The sequence below is a fragment of the Vibrio sp. 10N.247.311.14 genome (assembly GCF_041467715.1).
Classification (GTDB): Bacteria; Pseudomonadota; Gammaproteobacteria; order Enterobacterales; family Vibrionaceae; genus Vibrio; species Vibrio crassostreae_C.
In genome coordinates, this window is the sequence record NZ_JBFSVE010000040.1 from 14564 (window position 1) to 35993 (window position 21430).

At 44.4% G+C, this 21430-nt stretch carries 16 protein-coding genes; 8 read left to right on the forward strand and 8 right to left on the reverse strand.

All coding sequences use genetic code 11. The features are described 5' to 3' along the window. Positions 1–76 precede the first annotated feature (76 nt). Both AB6F11_RS14950 and AB6F11_RS14955 read right to left on the reverse strand, forming a co-directional pair. A complete protein-coding gene (locus AB6F11_RS14950; RefSeq protein ID WP_102394298.1) occupies positions 77–1618 on the reverse strand; it encodes an HD-GYP domain-containing protein in 1542 nt (513 codons plus the stop codon). 250 nt (positions 1619–1868) lie between these two features. After that, the gene (locus AB6F11_RS14955; protein WP_017060414.1) at positions 1869–2168 is read right to left on the reverse strand and encodes a hypothetical protein; all 300 of its coding nucleotides are present in this window, start codon (positions 2166–2168) and stop codon (positions 1869–1871) included. Positions 2169–2386: 218 nt separating this feature from the next. Here AB6F11_RS14955 and AB6F11_RS14960 point away from each other — a divergent pair, with 218 nt between their 5' ends. Together AB6F11_RS14960 and AB6F11_RS14965 are read left to right on the forward strand one after the other, a co-directional pair. Continuing rightward, a complete protein-coding gene (locus AB6F11_RS14960; RefSeq protein ID WP_017065418.1) occupies positions 2387–3790 on the forward strand; it encodes a PLP-dependent aminotransferase family protein in 1404 nt (467 codons plus the stop codon). Positions 3791–3917: 127 nt separating this feature from the next. Continuing rightward, positions 3918–4124, forward strand: coding sequence for a hypothetical protein (locus tag AB6F11_RS14965; RefSeq protein ID WP_102394299.1), 207 nt, complete (start codon positions 3918–3920; stop codon positions 4122–4124). Between the two features lie 133 nt (positions 4125–4257). Here AB6F11_RS14965 and asnS read toward each other — a convergent pair whose 3' ends face one another. Next, the gene (gene asnS, locus AB6F11_RS14970) at positions 4258–5658 is read right to left on the reverse strand and encodes an asparagine--tRNA ligase (protein ID WP_017060416.1); all 1401 of its coding nucleotides are present in this window, start codon (positions 5656–5658) and stop codon (positions 4258–4260) included. A gap of 557 nt (positions 5659–6215) precedes the next feature. On the opposite strand from asnS, the gene AB6F11_RS14975 reads away from it, so the two are divergent. Next, on the forward strand, positions 6216–7706 hold the full coding sequence (locus AB6F11_RS14975) for a SulP family inorganic anion transporter (protein WP_004734711.1): 1491 nt from the start codon (positions 6216–6218) through the stop codon (positions 7704–7706). Positions 7707–7860: 154 nt separating this feature from the next. On the opposite strand, the gene AB6F11_RS14980 is transcribed toward AB6F11_RS14975, so the two are convergent. Further along, complete coding sequence (locus AB6F11_RS14980) at positions 7861–9495, reverse strand: methyl-accepting chemotaxis protein (protein WP_102394300.1); 1635 nt, start codon at positions 9493–9495, stop codon at positions 7861–7863. A 780-nt stretch (positions 9496–10275) separates the two neighbouring features. Between AB6F11_RS14980 and AB6F11_RS14985 the strand changes: the two genes are divergently transcribed. After that, the gene (locus AB6F11_RS14985; protein WP_102394301.1) at positions 10276–11418 is read left to right on the forward strand and encodes an amino acid permease; all 1143 of its coding nucleotides are present in this window, start codon (positions 10276–10278) and stop codon (positions 11416–11418) included. A gap of 133 nt (positions 11419–11551) precedes the next feature. On the opposite strand, the gene AB6F11_RS14990 is transcribed toward AB6F11_RS14985, so the two are convergent. From AB6F11_RS14990 to AB6F11_RS15000, 3 genes are all read right to left on the reverse strand, one after another. Further along, the gene (locus AB6F11_RS14990; protein ID WP_017060420.1) at positions 11552–12913 is read right to left on the reverse strand and encodes an L-serine ammonia-lyase; all 1362 of its coding nucleotides are present in this window, start codon (positions 12911–12913) and stop codon (positions 11552–11554) included. Between the two features lie 120 nt (positions 12914–13033). After that, positions 13034–14287: an aromatic amino acid transport family protein gene (locus tag AB6F11_RS14995; protein ID WP_102394302.1), complete on the reverse strand. Its 1254-nt coding sequence runs from the start codon at positions 14285–14287 to the stop codon at positions 13034–13036. Positions 14288–14596: 309 nt separating this feature from the next. Further along, a complete protein-coding gene (locus AB6F11_RS15000; protein ID WP_102320451.1) occupies positions 14597–15196 on the reverse strand; it encodes a CoA pyrophosphatase in 600 nt (199 codons plus the stop codon). A 303-nt stretch (positions 15197–15499) separates the two neighbouring features. On the opposite strand from AB6F11_RS15000, the gene AB6F11_RS15005 reads away from it, so the two are divergent. Both AB6F11_RS15005 and AB6F11_RS15010 read left to right on the forward strand, forming a co-directional pair. Continuing rightward, entirely contained in the window at positions 15500–16042 is a 543-nt protein-coding gene (locus AB6F11_RS15005) for a heme NO-binding domain-containing protein (RefSeq protein WP_065584176.1), read from the forward strand. A 1-nt stretch (position 16043) separates the two neighbouring features. Further along, positions 16044–17762 (forward strand): ATP-binding protein, encoded by a 1719-nt coding sequence (locus AB6F11_RS15010; RefSeq protein ID WP_102394303.1) that lies wholly within the window; start codon positions 16044–16046, stop codon positions 17760–17762. 162 nt (positions 17763–17924) lie between these two features. Here the strand turns inward: AB6F11_RS15010 and pabB are convergent, their stop codons facing one another. After that, positions 17925–19304: an aminodeoxychorismate synthase component I gene (gene pabB, locus AB6F11_RS15015; RefSeq protein ID WP_017065426.1), complete on the reverse strand. Its 1380-nt coding sequence runs from the start codon at positions 19302–19304 to the stop codon at positions 17925–17927. A 254-nt stretch (positions 19305–19558) separates the two neighbouring features. Between pabB and AB6F11_RS15020 the strand changes: the two genes are divergently transcribed. Together AB6F11_RS15020 and AB6F11_RS15025 are read left to right on the forward strand one after the other, a co-directional pair. Beyond that, positions 19559–21076, forward strand: a complete 1518-nt coding sequence (locus AB6F11_RS15020; RefSeq protein WP_102320448.1) for a fumarate hydratase — start codon at positions 19559–19561, stop codon at positions 21074–21076. Between the two features lie 164 nt (positions 21077–21240). Continuing rightward, a complete protein-coding gene (locus tag AB6F11_RS15025) occupies positions 21241–21426 on the forward strand; it encodes a hypothetical protein (RefSeq protein WP_004734731.1) in 186 nt (61 codons plus the stop codon). Positions 21427–21430 lie beyond the last annotated feature (4 nt).

Consider the following 21430-nt stretch of genomic DNA (forward strand, 5'->3'; position numbering starts at 1 on the left):
TAAAGAGGGTATTTGATAACAAAACACCCTACGGATTAACCTATAGGGTGCAAGAAGTTAGTGGATTTTGAATAGATTACGCTGGTTGAGCAATAAAGCTTTCGCGCTCGAGTTCACTCGCTACATTTTTGCCATCTTTGTAGGTCGCGGCAATTGAAACAAATGCTTGTTCAACCGCTAGAAAAGCTTGGACAACTTGCGGATCAAAATGCGTCCCATTGCCCTCTAAAATAATCTGTTTAGCTTGTTCATGAGTAAAGGCTGGCTTGTAGACTCGCTTCGAGATGAGCGCATCATAAACATCGGCCAATGCCATTAAACGGCCAGATAACGGGATATCTTCACCAGACAACTGATTAGGGTAACCGCTGCCATTCCATTTCTCGTGGTGAGTCAGAGATATCTCCTTTGCGACTCTTAAGAAAGAGCTACTTCCCAACTGCTTTTCTGCAATAGATAACGCTTCAGCACCAATCGAGGGGTGACCTTTCATTATCTCAAACTCTTCGTCAGTCAACTTACCTGGCTTCAATAACACGCTATCAGGCACACCGACTTTGCCTACATCGTGCAAAGGCGCAGATTTGTAAAGCAACTCGATGTAGTTTGGTGTTAACAAGCTTGAATGGGTCTCTGACTTGCTGAGCTCTTGTGCTAGTACCTTGACGTACTCTTGAGTTCTTAGGATATGTGCGCCCGTTTCATTGTCTCGAGATTCAGCCAATGCCGATAAGCTCACAATGGCGACGTCACGTGTGGTTTTGACTTCGTTTTGCGCGGTTTCAAGGCTATCAAGCATGGTATTGGTCATAGATGCCATTGAGCCAAGCTCGTTGTAGCCGAAAATAGGTAAGCGAACGCCTTGCTCGCCATTGGTGACTTTACTCAATGCGTGCTCTTGGCTTAGGAGAATGCGCTTAATTAGCTTGCTCCAAAGCGTCATGATGGTTATCGCGTAGCCACCCAGTACCATAGCCAAATAAATAAACTCTTTGATCACGCTGATCTTGCCGGTGCCATCCAATAAGCGGTCAGGGTTATGTTCTAGCCAAAAGATGTCTTTGACAGCAATCATCGTCAACATAGTCGTCAGTGTTACCAGAAGCACGATAACCAAGCCTATCATCTGCTTGACCAGTGAACTTCTTTCACCAACCAGTTGGAAGTCGAATTGTCCAGTCGTCTCCATTTTATCCATTTGGCTGAGCTTGGCATTCAATTGAAGAATGGTTCCGGTAAAGAAGCCGAATAGACTCATGCCAAACAGCACCTTCAAATTACTATCTATGGTGAATTCATAGCTTAAGTTGTAGTAGAGCGCGAAAGGCACACTTGCAGCAAAAAATAGCAGGGTATCGAGATGCGCGAATCGGCCTTGCTTGACCAAGGTATGTTGCGCCAATGGGTAACGACGTGCGAGCCATAATAAGATAAACACAATACTGACTTGTGTGAAAATCTCTAACGTCGTTAAGCTATCGAGCATAGGGCACACCCGACTGCCATAGGTGCCAAACAGCACGCCAGCAATGACGTATAACTTAGTCGTTAGCGATTGATTGTAATTTGAAGTATCCATCGGTAAGCCTTTGTTCTCATTCTTATTAGATTTACGCATTCATTGATTCACGACTTTAGAATTGCGAATGATTAGCATAACTGACGCGAATAAGACCGGGAATTCTATCGATAGCTTTCGTGGATTGATACAAGAAACTGGTTTGTGTTAGAGATTTGTTAGCTAGGTGGGGGTTATTGCAGCATTTTTATGAAGATACTTGAATAGCCCCGGTCGAGGGTCGAGGCTATTCAGTCTGTGTTTTGGGTTAGAATCGCGCGTGATTGAGTTCGCTATCTACTTTAACCCGTTACTTTTTGAGATTGATTTCAGCTTCGATTGAGCCGGTTTCAATCTCAGGGTGAGACGCTAGTTTGTCTGCAGCCCATTGGTTGATGTGTTTCAGAATAGCAGACACCGCGTGTTTTTCCGTTGGTGCTTGGTCTTGTTCGACATCGATCTTTTGCTTTGGATGTGAGCCTGTCGCATCTTCAGCAATATGGAGCCAATCTGGGTGCCAGTAATATGGCTGACCGCTCGGTGTTGTCCAACTGTGAACACCGTTTGACTCTCCTTTATAACTTAATTGGTCTGCTTCTATTTTTTTCATTGTTATCTCGCATGTTTTTGGGTTACATCAAATTATTGAGGTAGAAAGCCAACTTAGCTCCTACCTTGGGTACAAACTTAGCAAAGCTTACAAAGTTATCTGTGAACCAATTCACACTATTGTGGAAATTAGGTGCGATCATATGGATAGCAGCAATAGTTGTTGGCGTAAGTGATAAAATCACCGGCTCACAGAATTTCTCTAGGTAGTACAATTAGATGGCGCGTTATGAAGAGCTTGCAAAGGATATTCGAACTCAGATAGCCAACAATACGTGGCGATCCGGAGAGAAGATCCCTTCGGTACGCATGAGTTGTCGAAATTACAACGTCAGCAATAGTACTGTCTTACAAGCCTACCAGTTGCTAGAAAGCGAAGGGTGGATCATAGCTAAACCTCAGTCGGGCTACTTTGTAGCGCCAAGGCTGGACGGCGTTGACTACGCACAGCCACTCGTTAGTGAAAAGAAAGCCATTAATGACCGTTTATTTGATTTCTTGAAGTCGAGTTCAGCCGAAGGTGTGATTCCTTTCGGCTCTGCATTCCCAGATCCCGACCTTTTCCCGTTACCTACCTTGACTCGAAACCTTGCCAGCGCGGGTAGGAAGATGACTGGCGCGAGTGTGATAAATAATTTACCACCGGGCAGTGAGTCCTTGAGAAGGCAAATCGCACAGCGTTATCTGCAGCAAGGGATCACGGTTAATCATCAAGACATCGTGATTACGTCGGGTGCTATGGAGGCGCTCAACTTGAGCCTGCAAACGGTCACCAAGTCGGGTGATAACGTCGTGATTGAGTCTCCCGCATTCTATGGTGCTCTGCAGGCTGTCGAGAGGCTCGGGCTTAACCCGATCGAAGTGGACGTTTGCCCAATCAATGGGTTGAATATAGAGCAGTTTGAAAACGCGCTACAAAACCAAGATGTTAAAGCGTGTTGGCTGATGACGACTTTTCAAAACCCAACGGGAACCAGTTTGTCGGAACAGGCAAAGCGCCGTGTGGTAGAGATTGCAGAACAGCATGGAACCTACATTATTGAAGATGACGTGTATGGCGATCTTTATTACGAAGGGCATAAGCCGAAGCCACTAAAGGCCTTCGATAAGACCGATTCCGTCTTGCTTTGTGGGTCGTATTCAAAAAGTTTGTGTCCTGGTTATCGAGTAGGGTGGGTTGTGAACACGCGTTTTAACGACGCGATTCAAAAGTTACAGCTTCTTTCTACGTTATCGAGTAGCGCTCCTGTTCAACTTGGTGTCGCTCATTTCTTAACGCATGAAAGCTACGACAATCACCTTCGTAAACTGCGTAAAAACCTTGTCGTCAGGAAAGAGCGATTTATCGATGTCATTAAGCAGTACTTTCCGCATTCAATCGAGATTGAAGAGCCGGCTGGTGGTTACTTGATATGGATTCGCTTTTCTGAAAAATTCGACAGCCAACAGTTTCATCAACTGGCTATCGAACAAGGTATTAGCGTTGCATCTGGCGATCTGTTTAGTGAGCATGGCAGAGTGGATAACGCGATACGATTGAACTTCTCTTATGAACTGACAGAAGAGAAAGAACAGGCGCTCATCTGGCTTGGCAAACTGGCACATCAACTTACGCACTCGTAAAACCTTAAGTCCCTCATAAAAAAGACAATCATTCCAACTGTACGGGTTGTTTGTGGGGTAACTGTACGCCTAATTGACCAAAGAGTTGTGATTCAATAACGGTAGACCAAATATTGGAGATACCGTTATGTTGAAAATGACTATGGGAAATGAAGTTAAGCTGATTATTGTCGCTATTGTGTGTGCGCTTCTGCTTATTCTCGGCCACGTACTGCTGGCAAAAGCATTCGCTGATATGGCGTGGGCGGAATACACCACTGCCGCGATCCCATTCGTTATGATGGCAATTTGCGGTTTTGCAATAAAATACGCTATCGACCAAGATGTGGATTAGCTTTTGAAATAATGAGTCTCAGATAGTGGCACGCAGAAGCATCTGGACTCGTTTTATTCCGAACAAACAAAAACCTCCGCAAGTGCGGAGGTTTTTGTTTGTTCTTAACTTTTAATATCGAATAGGTTTCGAATTAGAAGTTTGCAGAGCGTGGTGTACGTGGGAATGGAATCACGTCACGAACGTTACCCATACCTGTTACGTAAGATACTAGACGCTCGAAACCAAGACCGAAACCAGCGTGTGGCACTGTACCGTATTTACGTAGGTCGCGGTACCAGCTCATGTGCTCAGGGTCGATACCCATAGCAATCATACGCTCGTCTAGAATGTCTAGACGCTCTTCACGTTGTGCACCACCGATGATTTCACCGATGCCTGGTGCAAGTACGTCCATTGCTGCAACTGTTTTGCCGTCGTCGTTTAAGCGCATGTAGAAAGCTTTGATGTCTTTCGGGTAGTTCTTAACGATAACAGGTGCTTTGAAGTGCTCTTCAGCTAGGTAACGCTCATGCTCAGAAGACATGTCGATGCCCCACTCAACGTCAAACTCAAATTTCTTACCAGAGTCTAGTAGGATTTGGATTGCGTCAGTGTAGTCAACTTGTGCGAAGTCAGCGTCAACGAATTGCTCTAGACGAGTAATTGCTTGCTTGTCGATGCGAGAAGCGAAGAATTCAAGGTCGTCGCGGCGCTCTTCAAGAACAGCAGCGAAAACGTACTTAAGCATGTCTTCAGCCAGTTTCGCTACATCGTTAAGGTCTGCAAACGCAACTTCAGGCTCAACCATCCAGAACTCAGCTAGGTGGCGGCTTGTGTTTGAGTTTTCAGCACGGAACGTAGGACCGAACGTGTAAACCTTGCTTAGTGCACAAGCATAAGCTTCAGCATTAAGTTGGCCAGATACTGTTAGGAACGTCTCTTTACCGAAAAAATCTTCGTTGAAGTCTACGTCGCCTTTTTCAGTGCGTGGTAGGTTTTCCATGTCTAGCGTAGAAACACGGAACATTTCACCAGCGCCTTCTGCATCAGATGCAGTAATAAGCGGAGCAGAAGTCCAGAAGAAACCTTGCTCGTGGTAGAAACGGTGAATCGCTTGAGATAGACAGTTACGTACACGTGCTACTGCGCCAATCACGTTTGTACGTGGACGTAGGTGAGCAACTTCACGAAGGTACTCGATAGAGTGACGCGTCTTAGCCATTGGGTAAGTGTCAGCGTCTTCAACCCAGCCTACAACTTTAACGTCAGTTGCTGCTAGTTCGAAGTCTTGACCTTTCGCAGGAGACTCAACAATCTTACCCGTTACTTCAACAGAGCAGCCAGTTGTTAGCTTTAATACTTCGTTTTCGTAATTATTAAGATTATTAGGAACCACGGCCTGAATCGGGTCGAAACAAGAGCCGTCATAAATGGCAAGGAAAGAGATTCCAGCTTTGGAATCACGACGTGAACGGATCCAGCCGCGAACAGTTACTTCACTGTCTACCGCTAGCTTGCCGCCAAGTACGTCTGTTACAGGCGCGTAAGTCATGTTGATTTCATTCTCCATTGAGGGACAAATTCAACTCAAAGTCTCTGGCATTGCTGCAAATAAATATACATTTGCACAATAATTAGCCGAAACATTAAGTTGTATAAACTTTTTAAATCGATTGAACATATTACCTGTCATACCGACAGCTTCAACCTTTATTCTTGCTTGGTGAAAGAAATATTGTGTCTACTGACGATAAATAGGTTTGAGGGTGTGTTTTTTGTTCGATCTTAGCGTCAGCCTTACCTTTCACCCTATGTGAGCTGCTGAACGAGCATGGCGTAATCGAAACCTTTGTTTTCAATAATGGGAGTGTGATTGTGTTGAGACTCACTCTATATTGGCGCGGATTCAGTCATTTTGGACTTGATCACCTTCTTAATTTCCCACTAAAGTACAAGAGGAGTTTAATATTCACGTGTTAATTACGCCGCCTTAACCCCTGCATTCTCTCTACACCCGCACTTTTCGAGCGCTCGCTCATTCAAGAAAAACAGTCGATCAAATTATGTCTGAACAAGGCAGGACTGGCTGTACAAGTAAAAGAGAATTACATGCTTAATTATTTAAAAAAACACTGGTTATCAAACGTTAAAGGAGATTCATTATCTGGGATTGTGGTTGCACTCGCATTAATCCCTGAAGCCATCGCATTTTCAATTATCGCAGGCGTCGACCCTAAAGTAGGGCTTTATGCTTCTTTCTGTATCTGTGTTGTAACCGCTTTGGTTGGCAGTCGTCCGGGGATGATCTCTGGGGCAACGGGCGCAATGGCGCTGTTGATGGTTACCTTAGTGAGAGAACACGGGCTAGAGTATCTACTCGCAGCTTCATTTCTTGCTGGCGTCATTCAAATCGCGGCTGGATACCTCAAGCTTGGTAATCTGATGAATTTCGTTTCCAAATCGGTGATTACTGGGTTTGTTAACGCGCTCGCTATTCTTATATTTATGGCTCAGCTCCCTGAGTTGATCAACGTCCCTTCGAGCGTTTACGTGTTAGTCGCTTTGGGTTTGGCGATCATTTATCTGCTTCCTTATTTTCCCAAGTTTGGTCGTGCGATACCTTCTCCATTAGTCGCGATTGTTGCCCTGACTATTATCAGTTTGTTATTTGGTTTAGATGTCAGAACGATTGGAGATATGGGCAAGCTTCCGGATTCACTGCCTGTATTCTTGATCCCTAATATTCCATTCACGTTTGATACGCTCACAACCATCCTTCCATATTCTATTGCACTATCTCTTGTAGGCTTATTGGAATCATTGATGACGGCGACGATCGTGGATGACCTGACCGATACTGAAAGTAATAAGAACAATGAATGCAAAGGGCAAGGCGTAGCGAACATCGTGGCTTCACTATTTGGTGGTATGGCGGGGTGTGCGATGATTGGCCAGTCGATCATTAACATCAAATCAGGCGGCTTAACCCGATTATCCAGCTTGATCGCCGGGGTTGTTTTACTGCTAATGGTGGTGTTTGTTTCTGATTGGTTGAAGCTGATACCGATGGCCGCTTTAGTGTCTGTGATGATCATGGTTTCAATCGGCACGTTTTCATGGCGTTCTGTTGTTGAGCTTAAAGACCACACACTCCCAACCAATGTAACCATGCTAGCAACCGTGGCGGTAGTGGTGTTTACTCATAATCTTGCGATAGGTGTTGCGGTTGGCGTGGTGTTATCGGCTCTGTTTTATGCGCATGCCAGTAAATCCATGGTGTTTATATCCGATGAAGTCGTGACTAACGAAATGCACACTACCCACCGAGTAAAAGGCCATGTCTTCTTTGCTTCTTCAGATGCGTTTGTCGATCTATTTGATTATGACAATGCGACCTCTTTAGTGACCATCGATATTTCGGATGCGTCTTTCCTAGATAACACGTCGGTTGAGGCGCTTGATAAGGTTGTATTTAAGTTTCGTAAAAAGGGTGCTTATGTAGAGGTCGCAGGAATGGATACCGTGAGTGCGAATCTAATATTCAAGCACGCGATGTACCACAAGCATAAAGATTTAACTGCGGTTTCCATTACGCACTAATCGTGGTTTAAGGTACTTTAAAAGCCTAAAAGCCTAAAAGCCTAAAAGCCTAAAAGCCTAAAAGCTTAAAAGCCTGAGCTAGACATTGTTATGAAGATAAAGCGCTCATCTTTGAGCGCTTTTTTGTTGATGTCGGTAGGGGAGTTCTAGCGAACTATGACTGACCTTTATCGTTGGTCTTTGAGTTAGATAAGGTGAATTGGTTGATAAGAGATTCAAGGTGATCAGACAGCTCTTCTAAATCATTACTGATTCCACGAGTCTCAGCTGCAGACTGCGATGTGTTGTCGGCGTGAGAAGTGATGGTTTCAACCTTTTGTTGAACATCTTCGGTCGCGTGTGTAGTGGATTGCGTCTGTTGTTGAATATTTTTCGCATGAGCCAGCACTTGTTTCATTTCTTCAACGACACCATTCATTTCAACGGACAGTGCGTCGATATCTGTTGAGCTTTGATGTGCTTGTTCGCAAACGCGATCGGCAGAAGTCAGCGACTCTTCACTGCCTTGCTGGAACTGATGAATGATAGACTCAATACTGCCAGTTGCCTCTGCCGTTCGTGATGCAAGATTTCGAACTTCATCTGCAACTACCGCAAAGCCCCGACCTTGTTCTCCCGCACGAGCCGCTTCAATCGCCGCATTTAAGGCTAGAAGATTGGTTTGGTCGGCAATGCCACGAATCACACTCAATATTGAAGAGACCTCTCCGGTTTGCTCATTGAGTGTCAGTATTTTGTGTTTCACTTCTTCTATGCTGCTAACGAGGTTTTTTATCTCACTGCTTGCGTCGTGTGCTTGGTTGGCACTCTTACACGCCACATCAGCGGTGTGATTGATAAGCTCTGAAGCTGTTAAAGTCGCTTGTTCTACATTGACTTGCTGTGCCTGTATTCCTTCGACATTGTGTTGCACTTCTGCGGTTTCGCTTTGCTGGTCGCTGGCGGCTTGCTCGGTAATTTGCGCGACACTAGTCAGTTGGTTGGCAGACGCATTTAACTTGTGCGAGGTGCTTTGTACCTTTTCTAAGCTGTCAGATACGGTTCCCATGAACGAGTTGATGGAGTTAGCCAGCGTGCCAATCTCATCCTTGCTTTGTTCCGGCAGGCGAGTGGATAGGTTTTTATCGTTGCTGACTTGGGTCATAAAGCGAGAAGTCTGTTGCAGCGGGCGCACGATAATCTTACGAATTAATCCCATCGTAAGGACAAATCCGGCAAACGAGGTCACTGCCATAATGCCAATAGCAGCCATGGTTTGAGTGTTAATCAGCGAGTTAACATGGTTAAGGTTATATTCGAGACGAATCGCACCCAACACTTCACCTTCTGGTGCCATATGACAGGCGACACAATTGGTTCCTCGGTAATCTTCACTCGACTTCATTGGCAGAGCAATAACCAAGCCTTTGCCCCAATCAGCAGAAAAAGGTTCGATAACGGTTTCGCCCGCTAGCGCTCGTTTATCAATATCGTCAACCGGTGTTTGGTTGTCATTACCTGGGCCATATAACTTGCTGACAGCGTCGGCGCGTAAAACACGAACGTCTTCAATGCCTTCTTGAGCCAGTGCTTTCTGACGAAGGGTCTCTTTTTGTGCCATGGTGCCGGTGAGCATCATCATATTGAGGCTATCGAAGTAGTTACTTGCTTTGTCGTGAAGCTGCTCACTTAACACTGAGTTTACAAGTTGCTTTTGTTGCGAATATTGGAAATAGGTCGATATTGCCAGCAAAAAGGTGAACACGATGGCGAGGGCCACTAGGATTTTAAAGGTGATTGTTGAGCGCATAAGGTGTTTGTTTTTATTAATTATAATGACGAAAATACTGTACTAGTAAGAATTCCTACCACCTATGGGGTATAACGAATTGTGTGACCACACTCCGGTTGTGGTTATGTTTCTGTGATGTAGCGAGTTTGTGTCGTGTCTGATGTTGAAATGGAACGCGCTTCAAGCTCCTCGCTGTTCTTAAAACAGACTGTTGTTTTGGGAAAATTGAAGTGCAGCATCGAGTTTTGATTGTGCTGATAATTAGAAAAGCCTAGGTTGTTAATTAGCTCGATGTATTTGTCCGCTTGTCTTTTATCAATAAAGACTATTGTTTTAGACGACTTAGTGGTCAATTTATATCCAAATGGTTGTTTTGTTCAATTTAATAGCAAAAATTGTGGTTATAGCGTTGTGTTTCGAGGCTCATTCGATAAGATGAAAAGACCTCTATGATAGAGGTAGGGCAGCAACGGATACGCTGCTTCAAATACTATGGAATGTGACTTATTGGACACATACATGAAATTCAAGATTACATCACCGATTATTGAACCTACGGAAGGTTCACCACATCAGTTAATGCTTACTCACGCTTCTCGTTTTACCTCTTTTAAGACAAGCTCCCCTTTGAACGCCCTGTTCGACAACGTCTCTGCACGCTTCTTTACCGCTTATCGCTCCTATTGTTATTCGTTTTATAACTTTATTTCTATCTGAACTCCTTTGTCATCCGCTCGATGAACGAAGACTCACATCTATAAAAACTAAACAAATAAGTTAAAAACAATGAATATTAAAATGATGGGTAGCTCCCTAATTATCGCTGGTACCGCTCTCGGTGCTGGTATGCTTGCGATCCCAATGGTATTAGCTCAATTCGGATTGCTTTACGGCACACTGCTTATGGTACTGATCTGCTTCGGTACGACTTACGCAGCATTACTACTTCTAGAAGCGACCATCAAAGCGGGTGGCGGTCTAGGATTAAACTCTATTGCCCGAAAAACCTTGGGTAAACAAGGTCAGTTGCTTACCAACGGCTTGCTATACGCGTTGTTGATTTGCCTATTAATGGCTTACATTCTGGGCGCAGGTGACTTGCTGAGTAAGTTACTGTCTAACTTTGGCGTCGAAATTACCGCGACTACCAGCCAAACCGTGTTTACCTTGCTTGCTGGCGCAGTAGTCGCAAGTGGTACTGGTGTGATTGATAAGCTCAATCGAGCATTGTTCTTCGTGATGCTTGCTAGTTTGTTTGCAACCATGGCCTTCTTAGCGCCGAGCATGACTCAAGAAAACTTGATGCAGGTAACCAGCCATGACCACGTTGACCTAATCAAAACCAGTGCCATCCTGTTTACGAGCTTTGGCTTTATGGTGGTGATTCCAACCTTGGTTTCTTACAACCACGAAGCGACAGACAAACAGCTGCGTAACATGGTGATCATCGGTTCTCTGATCCCATTAGTGTGTTACTTGTGCTGGTTGTTTGCGGTAGTGGGCAACTTGAGTGAAGAGCAATTCAGAAGCTTTGAGAACGTATCAGATTTGATGGCGGCGTTTGAGGCTCAGTCTCCTTGGGTGGGTAACGTTCTGTCTACCTTCACGGGCTTGGCGTTGTTGACCTCTTTCTTTGGTGTGGCGATGGCGTTGTTCAACCAGAACAAAGACATGTTCAACCAAAATACAGCGGTAACGTACTGCATTAGCTTTATCTTGCCGTTGGCTGGTTCATTGCTTGCGGCAGACAAGTTCCTACAAGTACTGAATTACGCAGGTATCATCTTGGTGTTCCTAGCGGTGTTTGTTCCTCTGGTTATGGTCCACAAACAGCGTTTCATGAAAGTTGCTGATGACCAATACCGAGCAGAAGGTGGCAGCGCAATGATGTTGTTCTCACTGCTGTTTGGTTGCTTCCTGCTTATCTCACAAGTGATCTAGTTCTTTGGTCCATTATCTAAGATGCGAATCGAGCATCTTAGATATAAGTGGCCGGAATTCAGATACAAAAAAGGAACGCATCGGCGTTCCTTTTTATTATCTGCTGATTAAAAACAGATTGATTCAAAGGCTATCAACAAACAACCTTAACAGCCAAACCACCTTGAGATGTCTCACGGTATTTAGCGTTCATGTCTTTACCTGTTTCTAGCATTGTTTCGATAACTTTATCTAGAGAAACAGTAGGAGCAGAAGAGCGACGAAGCGCCATACGAGTCGAGTTGATTGCTTTAACTGCAGCAATACCGTTACGCTCGATACATGGTACTTGTACTTGGCCAGCAACTGGGTCACATGTTAGACCTAGGTTGTGCTCCATGCCGATTTCTGCAGCCATACATACTTGCTCAGGGCTACCACCCATAAGCTCAGCAAGACCAGCAGCAGCCATAGAGCATGCCACACCAACTTCACCCTGACAGCCAACTTCAGCACCAGAGATTGAAGCGTTACGCTTGTAAAGACCACCGATCGCGCCAGAAGCTGCGAAGTAACGGATGTAATCTTTCTCTGTCACTGTTTGGATGAACTTATCGTAGTAAGCCAATACAGCAGGGATGATGCCACATGCGCCGTTTGTTGGTGCCGTTACTACACGGCCGCCAGCTGCATTTTCTTCGTTTACTGCGAAAGCAAACATGTTTACCCAGTCAACAACCGACATTGGATCATTGGTTGTTTTTTCTGAAGTCATTAGCTGTTGGCGAAGTGCTGCTGCACGGCGAGGAACACGTAGTGGACCAGGCAGGATACCTTCAGTATTCATACCGCGATCCATACACTCACGCATAGTTTTCCAGATGTTAGCGAAGTAAGTGCGAGACTCTTCGTCTGAGTGGAACGCTGCTTGGTTTTTCATAACCAGTGTACTGATAGAAAGACCGCTTTCTTTGCACTGATTAACCAGCTCTTCAGCTGTTGTGAATTCGTAAGGTGCTTTGATTGGGTTTTCTTCTTCTTTGCCGAAGTTCTCTTCGTCAACGATGAAACCGCCGCCAATTGAGTAGTACGTTTTTGAGTATGCAACTTCGTCACCAACCCATGCATGAATGCTCATGCCGTTCTCGTGTAGAGAAAGGTTGCTAGTGTGGAAGTTCATACCGCCATCGCGTGGGAACGATACTGTATGACAGTGCATGCCAACAGGAAGGCGCTCAGTTTCTTCTACGCGAGCAATGAAGCCAGCAATAGAATCGATATCAACACGCTCAGGAGTATTGCCAGCAAGACCCATGATGATTGCGATATCTGTGTGGTGACCTTTCCCTGTCAGTGATAGTGATCCATATACGTCCACGGTGATTTTAGTGATGTCGCGCAATTTTCCCATTGAACGTAGGTCATCAATAAATTCTTTACCCGCTTTCATTGGCCCAACTGTGTGTGAGCTCGATGGACCAACACCGATTTTATAGATATCAAATACACTAATCATAGCGATTACCTCAAAAAGAGAGCCTCTCAAGGGGAGTAGGGAGGCTCATTTATTATCATTATATTTTTTGTCTAATCTCGTGATATAAGATGGATGCCATCTTATAAAAAGGGCTTGAGATTAAAGAGCGCCGTAGATTACAGAACTAATAGCCGCTAGACCACATAAAGCTGTAAAGATTTGCACAGGTGCTGAAGTTTTGTACTTAGCCATAGCTGGTACTTTCTGCATCGCGAACACAGGCATTAGGAACAGGATAGCTGCAATCATTGGAGCACCCATTGTTTCAATCATACCTAGGATACTTGGGTTAACTACCGCAACAATCCAAGTTGTAACAACGATGAACGCTAGAGATACTTTTTCAATCTTAGAGATTGAAGAACCAGAGCGAGACTTGATTAGACCAACAAGACCTTCGTGAGCACCTAGGAAGTGACCGAAGTAGCTAGAAGTAATCGCTGCGAACGCTACTAGAGGACCCATGTAAGAGATAAGTGGAGACTCATGTACGTTTGCTAGGTAAGAAAGAACAGAGATGTTCTGTGCTTGTGCTGTTGCTAGTTGCTCTGGAGATAGAGAAAGAACTACAGAGAATACGAAGAACATTACAAAACCCATCAGCATCATTGCTGCGCCGCCAGTGATCGCGTCAGTTTTCTTAACTGCGTTTTCACCGTATACACGACGTTGCTCTTTAGAGAACTGTGAAATGATTGGGCTGTGGTTGAAAGAGAACACGATGATTGGAATTGCAAGCCAGATAATAGAAGGCATTGTTGACCATTCTGGGCTTACGTCCATCATTGAAGTGTTCCAATCAGGAACTAGGTAAAAAGATAGCGCTAGTAGGATGAATACTAGTGGGTAAACCATTGCTGAAGTTGCTTTAAGCATCAGCTCTTTACCGAATACAACACCTGCTGTCATAGCAAGGATAAGTGCACCAGAAAGAAGAGGACGAGGAATAGATTCCATACCCATTTGGTTTACTAGGAAAGAATCAACAGTGTTTGTGATACCAACACCGTAAATCAGAACGATTGGGTAGATAGCGAAAAAGTAAGCGAAAGTAATAAGGTTTGCGCCAGTCTTACCGAAGTGTTCTTCTACTGTATCTGTAATGTCAGCTTCAGGGTTTTTAGCAGACAGTACGAAACGAGCTAGAGATTTGTGTGCGAACCAAGTCATTGGTGCCGCAATTAGAGCTAGGATAACTAATGGCCAAAAACCACCCGCACCAGCTTTGATTGGAAGGAATAGTACGCCAGCACCAACTGCTGTACCGAATAGTGATAAACACCAGGTAAAATCTTTATAGTTAAACTTGCTTGAATCTTTAACGGCATTTGCCGAAGAAGTTGTTGTGTTCATGTTAAATTACTCATTTTTTGGGAACAGGAAATAAGTCGGGGCTAATTCTGCAGAATTTTCTTCTGCAAAAAATAGATCTAAATCATGTAATGAAACGGCGTGTCACATGATATGCGAAAAACGAATTTTTGATCACGAAAATAGCGTGCTACATGTGATTTATGTTTATGCCTAGTATTAGTTTTATTTATGCGAAAGGCGGGGTTGTATAGATTTATACCAGGGAAACGTTTGCGTAAAATTGCATTAATAAATCTGTTCCATAGAAAGTCTGGATTTTGTTAACAGAGATTAAATAAAACGTAGTTGCTATGTGATTCGTTGCAGTACGTGTTGCTGCAGCGATTGGATAATTTGCGCCGTAACGCCCCAAATTAGGTGCTCTTGGAAAGGCATCGCAAAAACCCGATGCTTGATTTGTTTAAAGTTAACAGTGTGGCTGTGTAACTTGGCTTGGTCTAAAACATAGGTAGCGGGTACCTCAAAAATTGAGGCAACTTCGTTCTCATCAATGATGGCTTCATAGTCAGGATCGACCATGGCAATAATCGGCGTCACAGAAAATTTACTAATAGTACTCAATGCTGGTAATTGCCCAATAATTTTAACTTGATCCGATCGAATTCCCACCTCCTCATGGAGCTCTCTGAGTGCAGTGAATTGCATAGAAGGGTCAGAAAGTTCGTGTTTACCACCAGGAAAGCTGACTTGGCCGGGGTGATGCTTTAAATGAGCCGCTCTTTTAGTAAAAATGACATGTAAACCATCTTCTCTTTCAACTAAACCTACCACCACTGCCGCTTTACGTAATTGCTCGCCACTGATGTGCGAAACACGCTCTACTGACTCAGGATGATAGCCAACGGTAGGGTTAAGTTGGAATTGCTGAAGGAAGTTTTCTTTATTCATATCAAGCCAATATATTGATTATTATGATTTTAAGTATAGACATAACCGTGGGTTGATTACCAATATCGAGTTTTTCTTCATTCACTTTCCCTCTTTTAGTTATCAATTGGGCGTCATGAGAGGCTGTTTACCGATGAATCTCCTCAAAATGACGATTTTTGCTATATTCAATATGTGCATACAGGCGAGTAAGCGTTATCGATGTCATAAAATTGGGTGACGAAACGTAGATTTTTTGTTTAAGAATTTGATAACAATAACTTAGTGGACCATTCTAAAAAGAAATAGAAGAAAAGGTATGAGATGAAAGGAATCATATTCACCGAATTTTTAGAGCTTGTTGAAGACAAGTTTGGGCTAGAGCTTTTGGAAGAAGTTCTAGAAATGTCAGAAGATGAAGGAATCTATACGTCGGTCGGCAGTTACGACCACAAAGACCTTGTCAGGTTGATTATCAACTTGAGTAAGAAAACCGATATTGATGCGGCAAGCTTGCAACGCGTGTTTGGGCAGTCTGTATTTAAGAACTTACTGGCCTCATTACCGAATAAAGCGAGCCTTGCTCACAGCAATACCACCTTTCAATTTATTCAGCACGTAGAGCGTTACATTCATGTTGAAGTGAAGAAGCTCTATCCAGATGCTGAGCCACCTGAATTCAGTTTTATCACCACGAACGAAGCACAACTTGTTTTTGACTACAAAAGCGCAAGGTGTATGTCTCATGTTTGCTTAGGGCTTATTGAAGGATGTGCTGAATACCACGGTGAATCTATCGCGGTGGAGATGACGCCACAAAATGATGACCAAAGCGTGGTTAGGTTTAATCTCAAAGTAGAAAAGTAATATGGATCTGGCATCTGCCCTAGAGAAGAAGCTTAAGCGTCAAATCGCGGCAAGGAAAGCGGCTGAAGGATTGTTGGAACAGAAGAGCCTCGAACTGTTCGAGGCTAACCAACAGCTTGAGCTTGCTTTGCGTCAGTTAGAAAAGCGCTCCAACGCGAATATACGCCGCATTGAATTCCAAGAACAAATCGACAACCTGTTGATTGATTTTGGGCGCGCGTTTCTAAGAAATGATCTCGATGATGTCATGCTATCTGAACTAACGACCAACGTGACTAACAGTTACTTAATCGAAGCCAGTCGTTTGATTCTACCTCCCAAGCTCATCCCTCAGTTACAGACCTATGATTATGGCGATGAGACTGTCGAGGTGTTAGAGCAAGACATTCAAGAACCTCATTGGCAAGACAACCTACTGACCGTGCCCTTAGAGGTTGAAAAAGTCATAGTTGGTGCGTTAATCGTCAGAGTCAGGTTGTTAGACCAAGACTACGAGTTTATCCAAAGCCAACTGTTGTTGGTCACGGACCTTATCTGCAGTGCCTTAACCCATCAACTAGCAATCAACCGAAATATTGAATCACGTAAACGAGCGGAAGAGTCCGAAAGGGCAACGCGTGACTTTGTGGCCATGATTAATCATGAGTTAAGAACTCCACTTAATGGCTTACTAGGCAGTGCCGAGTTGATCAGTGATACCGAACTGAATAGCTCTCAGCGTGAGATAGTGAACAACCTGAGCCAATCTGGAGAGTTTCTCCGAACCATCATTAATGATCTATTGGATTACAGCAAAATTAACGCAGGGATGTTAGAGCTTATTCCAAAGAAATTTGCCCTACGTGATTTGAGAAACACGATTGAAAGCATCTTCGTCAATCGAGCAATTGAGAAGCAGCTCGAATTCAATATCAGTGTTGCGTCAAACGTTCCCTCCCATTTCCAAGGCGATTTAGAGCGCATCACACAACTGTTTGTGAACTTAATAGGTAATGCGATTAAATTTACAGAAGAAGGGCATGTGAATGTTGATATTGAGTGGGACAAAAACCAATTTGTTTTCTCTGTAGAAGATACCGGAGTCGGAATCGCTGAATCGGCGCATAAGACGCTGTTTGAACCTTTTACGCAGGCAGATAACTCAAGTAGTCGGAACTATGAGGGTACAGGACTTGGGTTAGCGATTTGTCGCAAACTGGTGGCTCTGATGAATGGTGATATTGGGGTGACCAGTGTCGTTGGTTCAGGCACGACGTTTACCATCTCGATTCCTCTTCAAGTTGTCGATGTTCCGGCAGAGAGTGATAGTGTCGCCAAGGGCTTTGAGTATGAGGCGGAATTGTCACTACTTAAAGTGCTGGTGGTTGATGATATTAAGATGAACCAGATCATCATCCAACAGATGCTTCGTAAACATGAGATTGAACCAGCTATCGCAAGCAATGGTGTCGAAGGGTTTGAGCTCGCGTCAGACAACGAATACGACATTGTATTCATGGATTGCAGAATGCCTGTTATGGACGGGTTTGAAGCAACAGAGAAGCTAAGAGAGAAGGGTTACGTTAAATCTATTGTGGCACTGACCGCCGGAACGACATTGGAAGAACGCGAACGTTGTATTCAGTGTGGAATGGATGACATTTTGAGTAAGCCTTACACCGCCAACGATCTGAAAGAGATGCTCAAGAAGTGGGGTGTCTCAGCGGTGAAGGTCGCTTAAACACGCGAATAAAGCGTTGTGAGTTATGTACTCTAACTTACAGACTAAAAAACCGAAGTGATCTTACGATCCTTCGGTTTCTTTTTATATCGAACTTTTGCTAGCCGTTAAGCTACGGAACTCGTCATTAAGTCGCGGAACTCGCAGTTAATGAAACTAGGTTTAGCAATCTTCAAGTACCGGTAGAATTCGACTCAGCTTATCCAGTGTTTCTTGGTATTCAGAAGCACAATCACTATCAAATACCACACCACCGCCAGCCCAAGCATAAAGCGTGTTGTTCTCGGCGACTAATGTACGAATGGTAATACTGGTATCCATTCTGCCATTTCGGCTGATGTAGCCAATACTGCCGCAGTACGCTGAACGTCGATGCGGTTCTAACTCTTCAATGATCTGCATCGCGCGAACTTTTGGTGCGCCAGTAATCGAGCCTCCAGGGAAACAGGCTCTCAGAAGGTCAGTTGCAGAGTATTGGTCATCAAGGTCCGCTCGTATCGTGCTCACTAAGTGGTGCACGGCAGGGAAGCTTTCAATATCGAAGAGCTTTGGTACATGCACTGTGCCCGGTTTTGCTACTCGGCCAATGTCATTACGAAGTAGGTCGACGATCATCAAGTTTTCCGCCTGATCTTTATCGGCGCTTGCTAGGTCTTGCGCGTTGGCATTATCAATCATCGGGTCCTCAGAACGAGGTCGTGTGCCTTTGATTGGCTTGGTTTCAATGACGTTGTCTTTGAGTTCTAAGAAACGCTCTGGCGAAACACTGATGATTGCGCAGTCGGCCAAACGGATAAAACCCGAAAAGGGCGCTGAGTTGTACTGTTCTAACTTGTCATAAGCCAGCCATTCACTACCTTGGTATTGGGCATTGAAGCGCTGAGCTAAGTTAATCTGATAGCAGTCCCCGGATAACAGGTACTCTTGAACACTATCGAACTTAGTGGCGTAGCTCTCTTCGCTCATATTGGATTGCCACGGTGTGGTTAACCCAAAGGGCGCATGTGATAGGTGTGATTGAGCCATCTGCTGCATTAGCCAATCATGATGTTCATCGATATTGCTACCGACAATACACGCCGTTTTCAATTGGTGGTCAACGATAACAGCCCATTCATACAAGCCAACTGCCATGTCAGGTGCTTCAATATCACGCTTTGCGAGTGATGGAAGTGTCTCGACTCTGCGCCCTAAATCATAGCTAAAATAGCCTAAAGCGCCGCCAACGAATGGCAACTGAGTGTGCTCTTTAGTCGCAGGCAATAATTGTTGCTGATATTGGTCGAGTAGTTCGAAAGGATCAGAGTCTGAAACCTCGCACGTCTCATTAACATTAACGGTCGTTTCTGCACCGATTGTCTCGAAGGTGGCGATGGGTTGAGCAACTAAAATATCGTATCGACTATCAACGTGGCTTTCTGAAGCGGAGCGTAATAGCATTGCCCACGGCAGGTTTTCAATATGGGAAAACAGCTGTTTAGCTAAAGTTGATTGATATTCAAGCGGCTTGATTTGGATAGAGCGAAATTCGTTGTTATTCATTTGTTTAATTTGTGACAAAGAGTTCGATCACTGCATGGCGTGTGAGAGGAAGCAAGAGTATCATAAATTGAAAATAAAATGGGTTCTTGATTAGAACGGAGTAATCCAAGTGGTTTAGTTTAAAGCTATGCAAGCGATTGCTAAAGCAACTAAATACAGCTCAACACAATAAAAAGCTAAACCACCTAATTCGATTTGGCACATATAGTCAAACTGTGAACCCACATGGAACCAGAACAATAAAGAGGCATGCAATGACGGTTATTCGTAAGCAAGATGTGATCAGCAGTGTCGCTGACGCACTTCAGTACATTTCTTATTATCACCCTTTAGACTTCGTCCAAGCCCTAGAAAAAGCGTACGAGAAAGAAGAGAGCCAAGCAGCTAAAGATGCGATCGCTCAGATTCTTATCAACTCGCGCATGTCTGCGGAAGGCCATCGTCCAATTTGTCAGGATACGGGTATTGTTACTTGTTTCGTGAACATCGGTATGGATGTTAGGTGGGAAACGGATCAAACAGTACAACAGATGGTTGATGAAGGCGTTCGTCAAGCTTACAACAACCCAGATAACCCATTGCGTGCATCTGTCCTAATGGACCCTGCAGGTAAGCGTATTAATACCAAAGACAACACACCAGCGGTTGTCCACATTAATATGATTCCAGGCAACAAAGTTGAAATTCAAATCGCGGCTAAGGGCGGCGGTTCTGAGAACAAAACCAAGATGGTTATGCTGAACCCTTCTGATGATATTGCAGAATGGGTAGAGAAGACGCTGCCAACAATGGGGGCAGGCTGGTGTCCACCGGGTATGCTAGGTATAGGCATTGGCGGTACGGCTGAGAAAGCAGCGGTACTAGCGAAAGAATCTTTGATGGAACACATCGATATTCAAGAGCTTATCGAAAAAGGCCCTGAGAACGCAGAAGAAGAGCTTCGCCTAGACATCTTCAACCGTGTAAACAAGCTAGGTATTGGTGCACAAGGTCTTGGCGGTCTAACGACTGTGGTTGACGTAAAAATCAAAACAGCACCAACACACGCAGCATCTAAGCCAGTTTGCTTAATCCCGAACTGTGCAGCAACGCGTCACGTTCACTTCACACTAGATGGCAGCGGCCCAGCAGAGCTAACGCCACCTAAGTTAGAAGAGTGGCCAGACATCACTTGGGAAGCGGGCGCAAATACACGTCGTGTTAACCTTGATGAAGTGACTAAAGAAGACGTACAAGAGTGGAAGACCGGCGAAACGGTTCTTCTGTCAGGTAAGATCTTAACCGGTCGTGATGCTGCTCATAAACGTATTCAAGGCATGCTAGAAAGCGGCGAAGGCTTACCAGCCGGCGTTGATTTCAAAGGCAAGTTCATTTACTACGTGGGTCCTGTTGATGCTGTAGGTGATGAAGCGGTAGGTCCTGCGGGCCCAACAACTTCAACACGTATGGATAAGTTCACTGACATGATGCTGAACGAAACTGGCATTATGGGCATGATCGGTAAAGCGGAACGTGGCCCTGCAACGGTTGAATCAATCAAAGAGCACAAAGCGGTTTACCTAATGGCGGTTGGTGGTGCAGCTTATTTAGTCGCAAAAGCAATTAAAAAAGCACGCGTTGTTGCGTTTGAAGATCTCGGTATGGAAGCGATTTACGAGTTTGAAGTTGAAGATATGCCTGTAACGGTAGCGGTTGACTCTAACGGCGTGAACGCACACCAGATCGGCCCTGACACGTGGAAAGTGAAGATTGCTGAAGCTGAGAAAGCGTAATTAATCGACGCCAAAAAATCGTAATTGTCGCTAACTTCAGCGTTTGAATTGCAATTTTTGACAGAAAGTTAAAGACAAAAGTGCAGCATTATCTGCACTTTTGTCTTATTATCAATGATATAGTGATAAACACATAGTTTGATATAAGAACATAGGAGAGAGGAATGCCTCGTTTTATTCAGATCCTACAGATTATCTTGGCAGTGGTGATTGGTGCTTTTGTTGGCTACGACCTGATCTTGAAAGGGATCAGTATCTTTGATAATAAATACGTGACGATTACATGTGCGCTTTGGCTAATTGCAGAGATTGCACTGTTTGTTATCTACAAGTTGATTGAAGACGATTAGACGT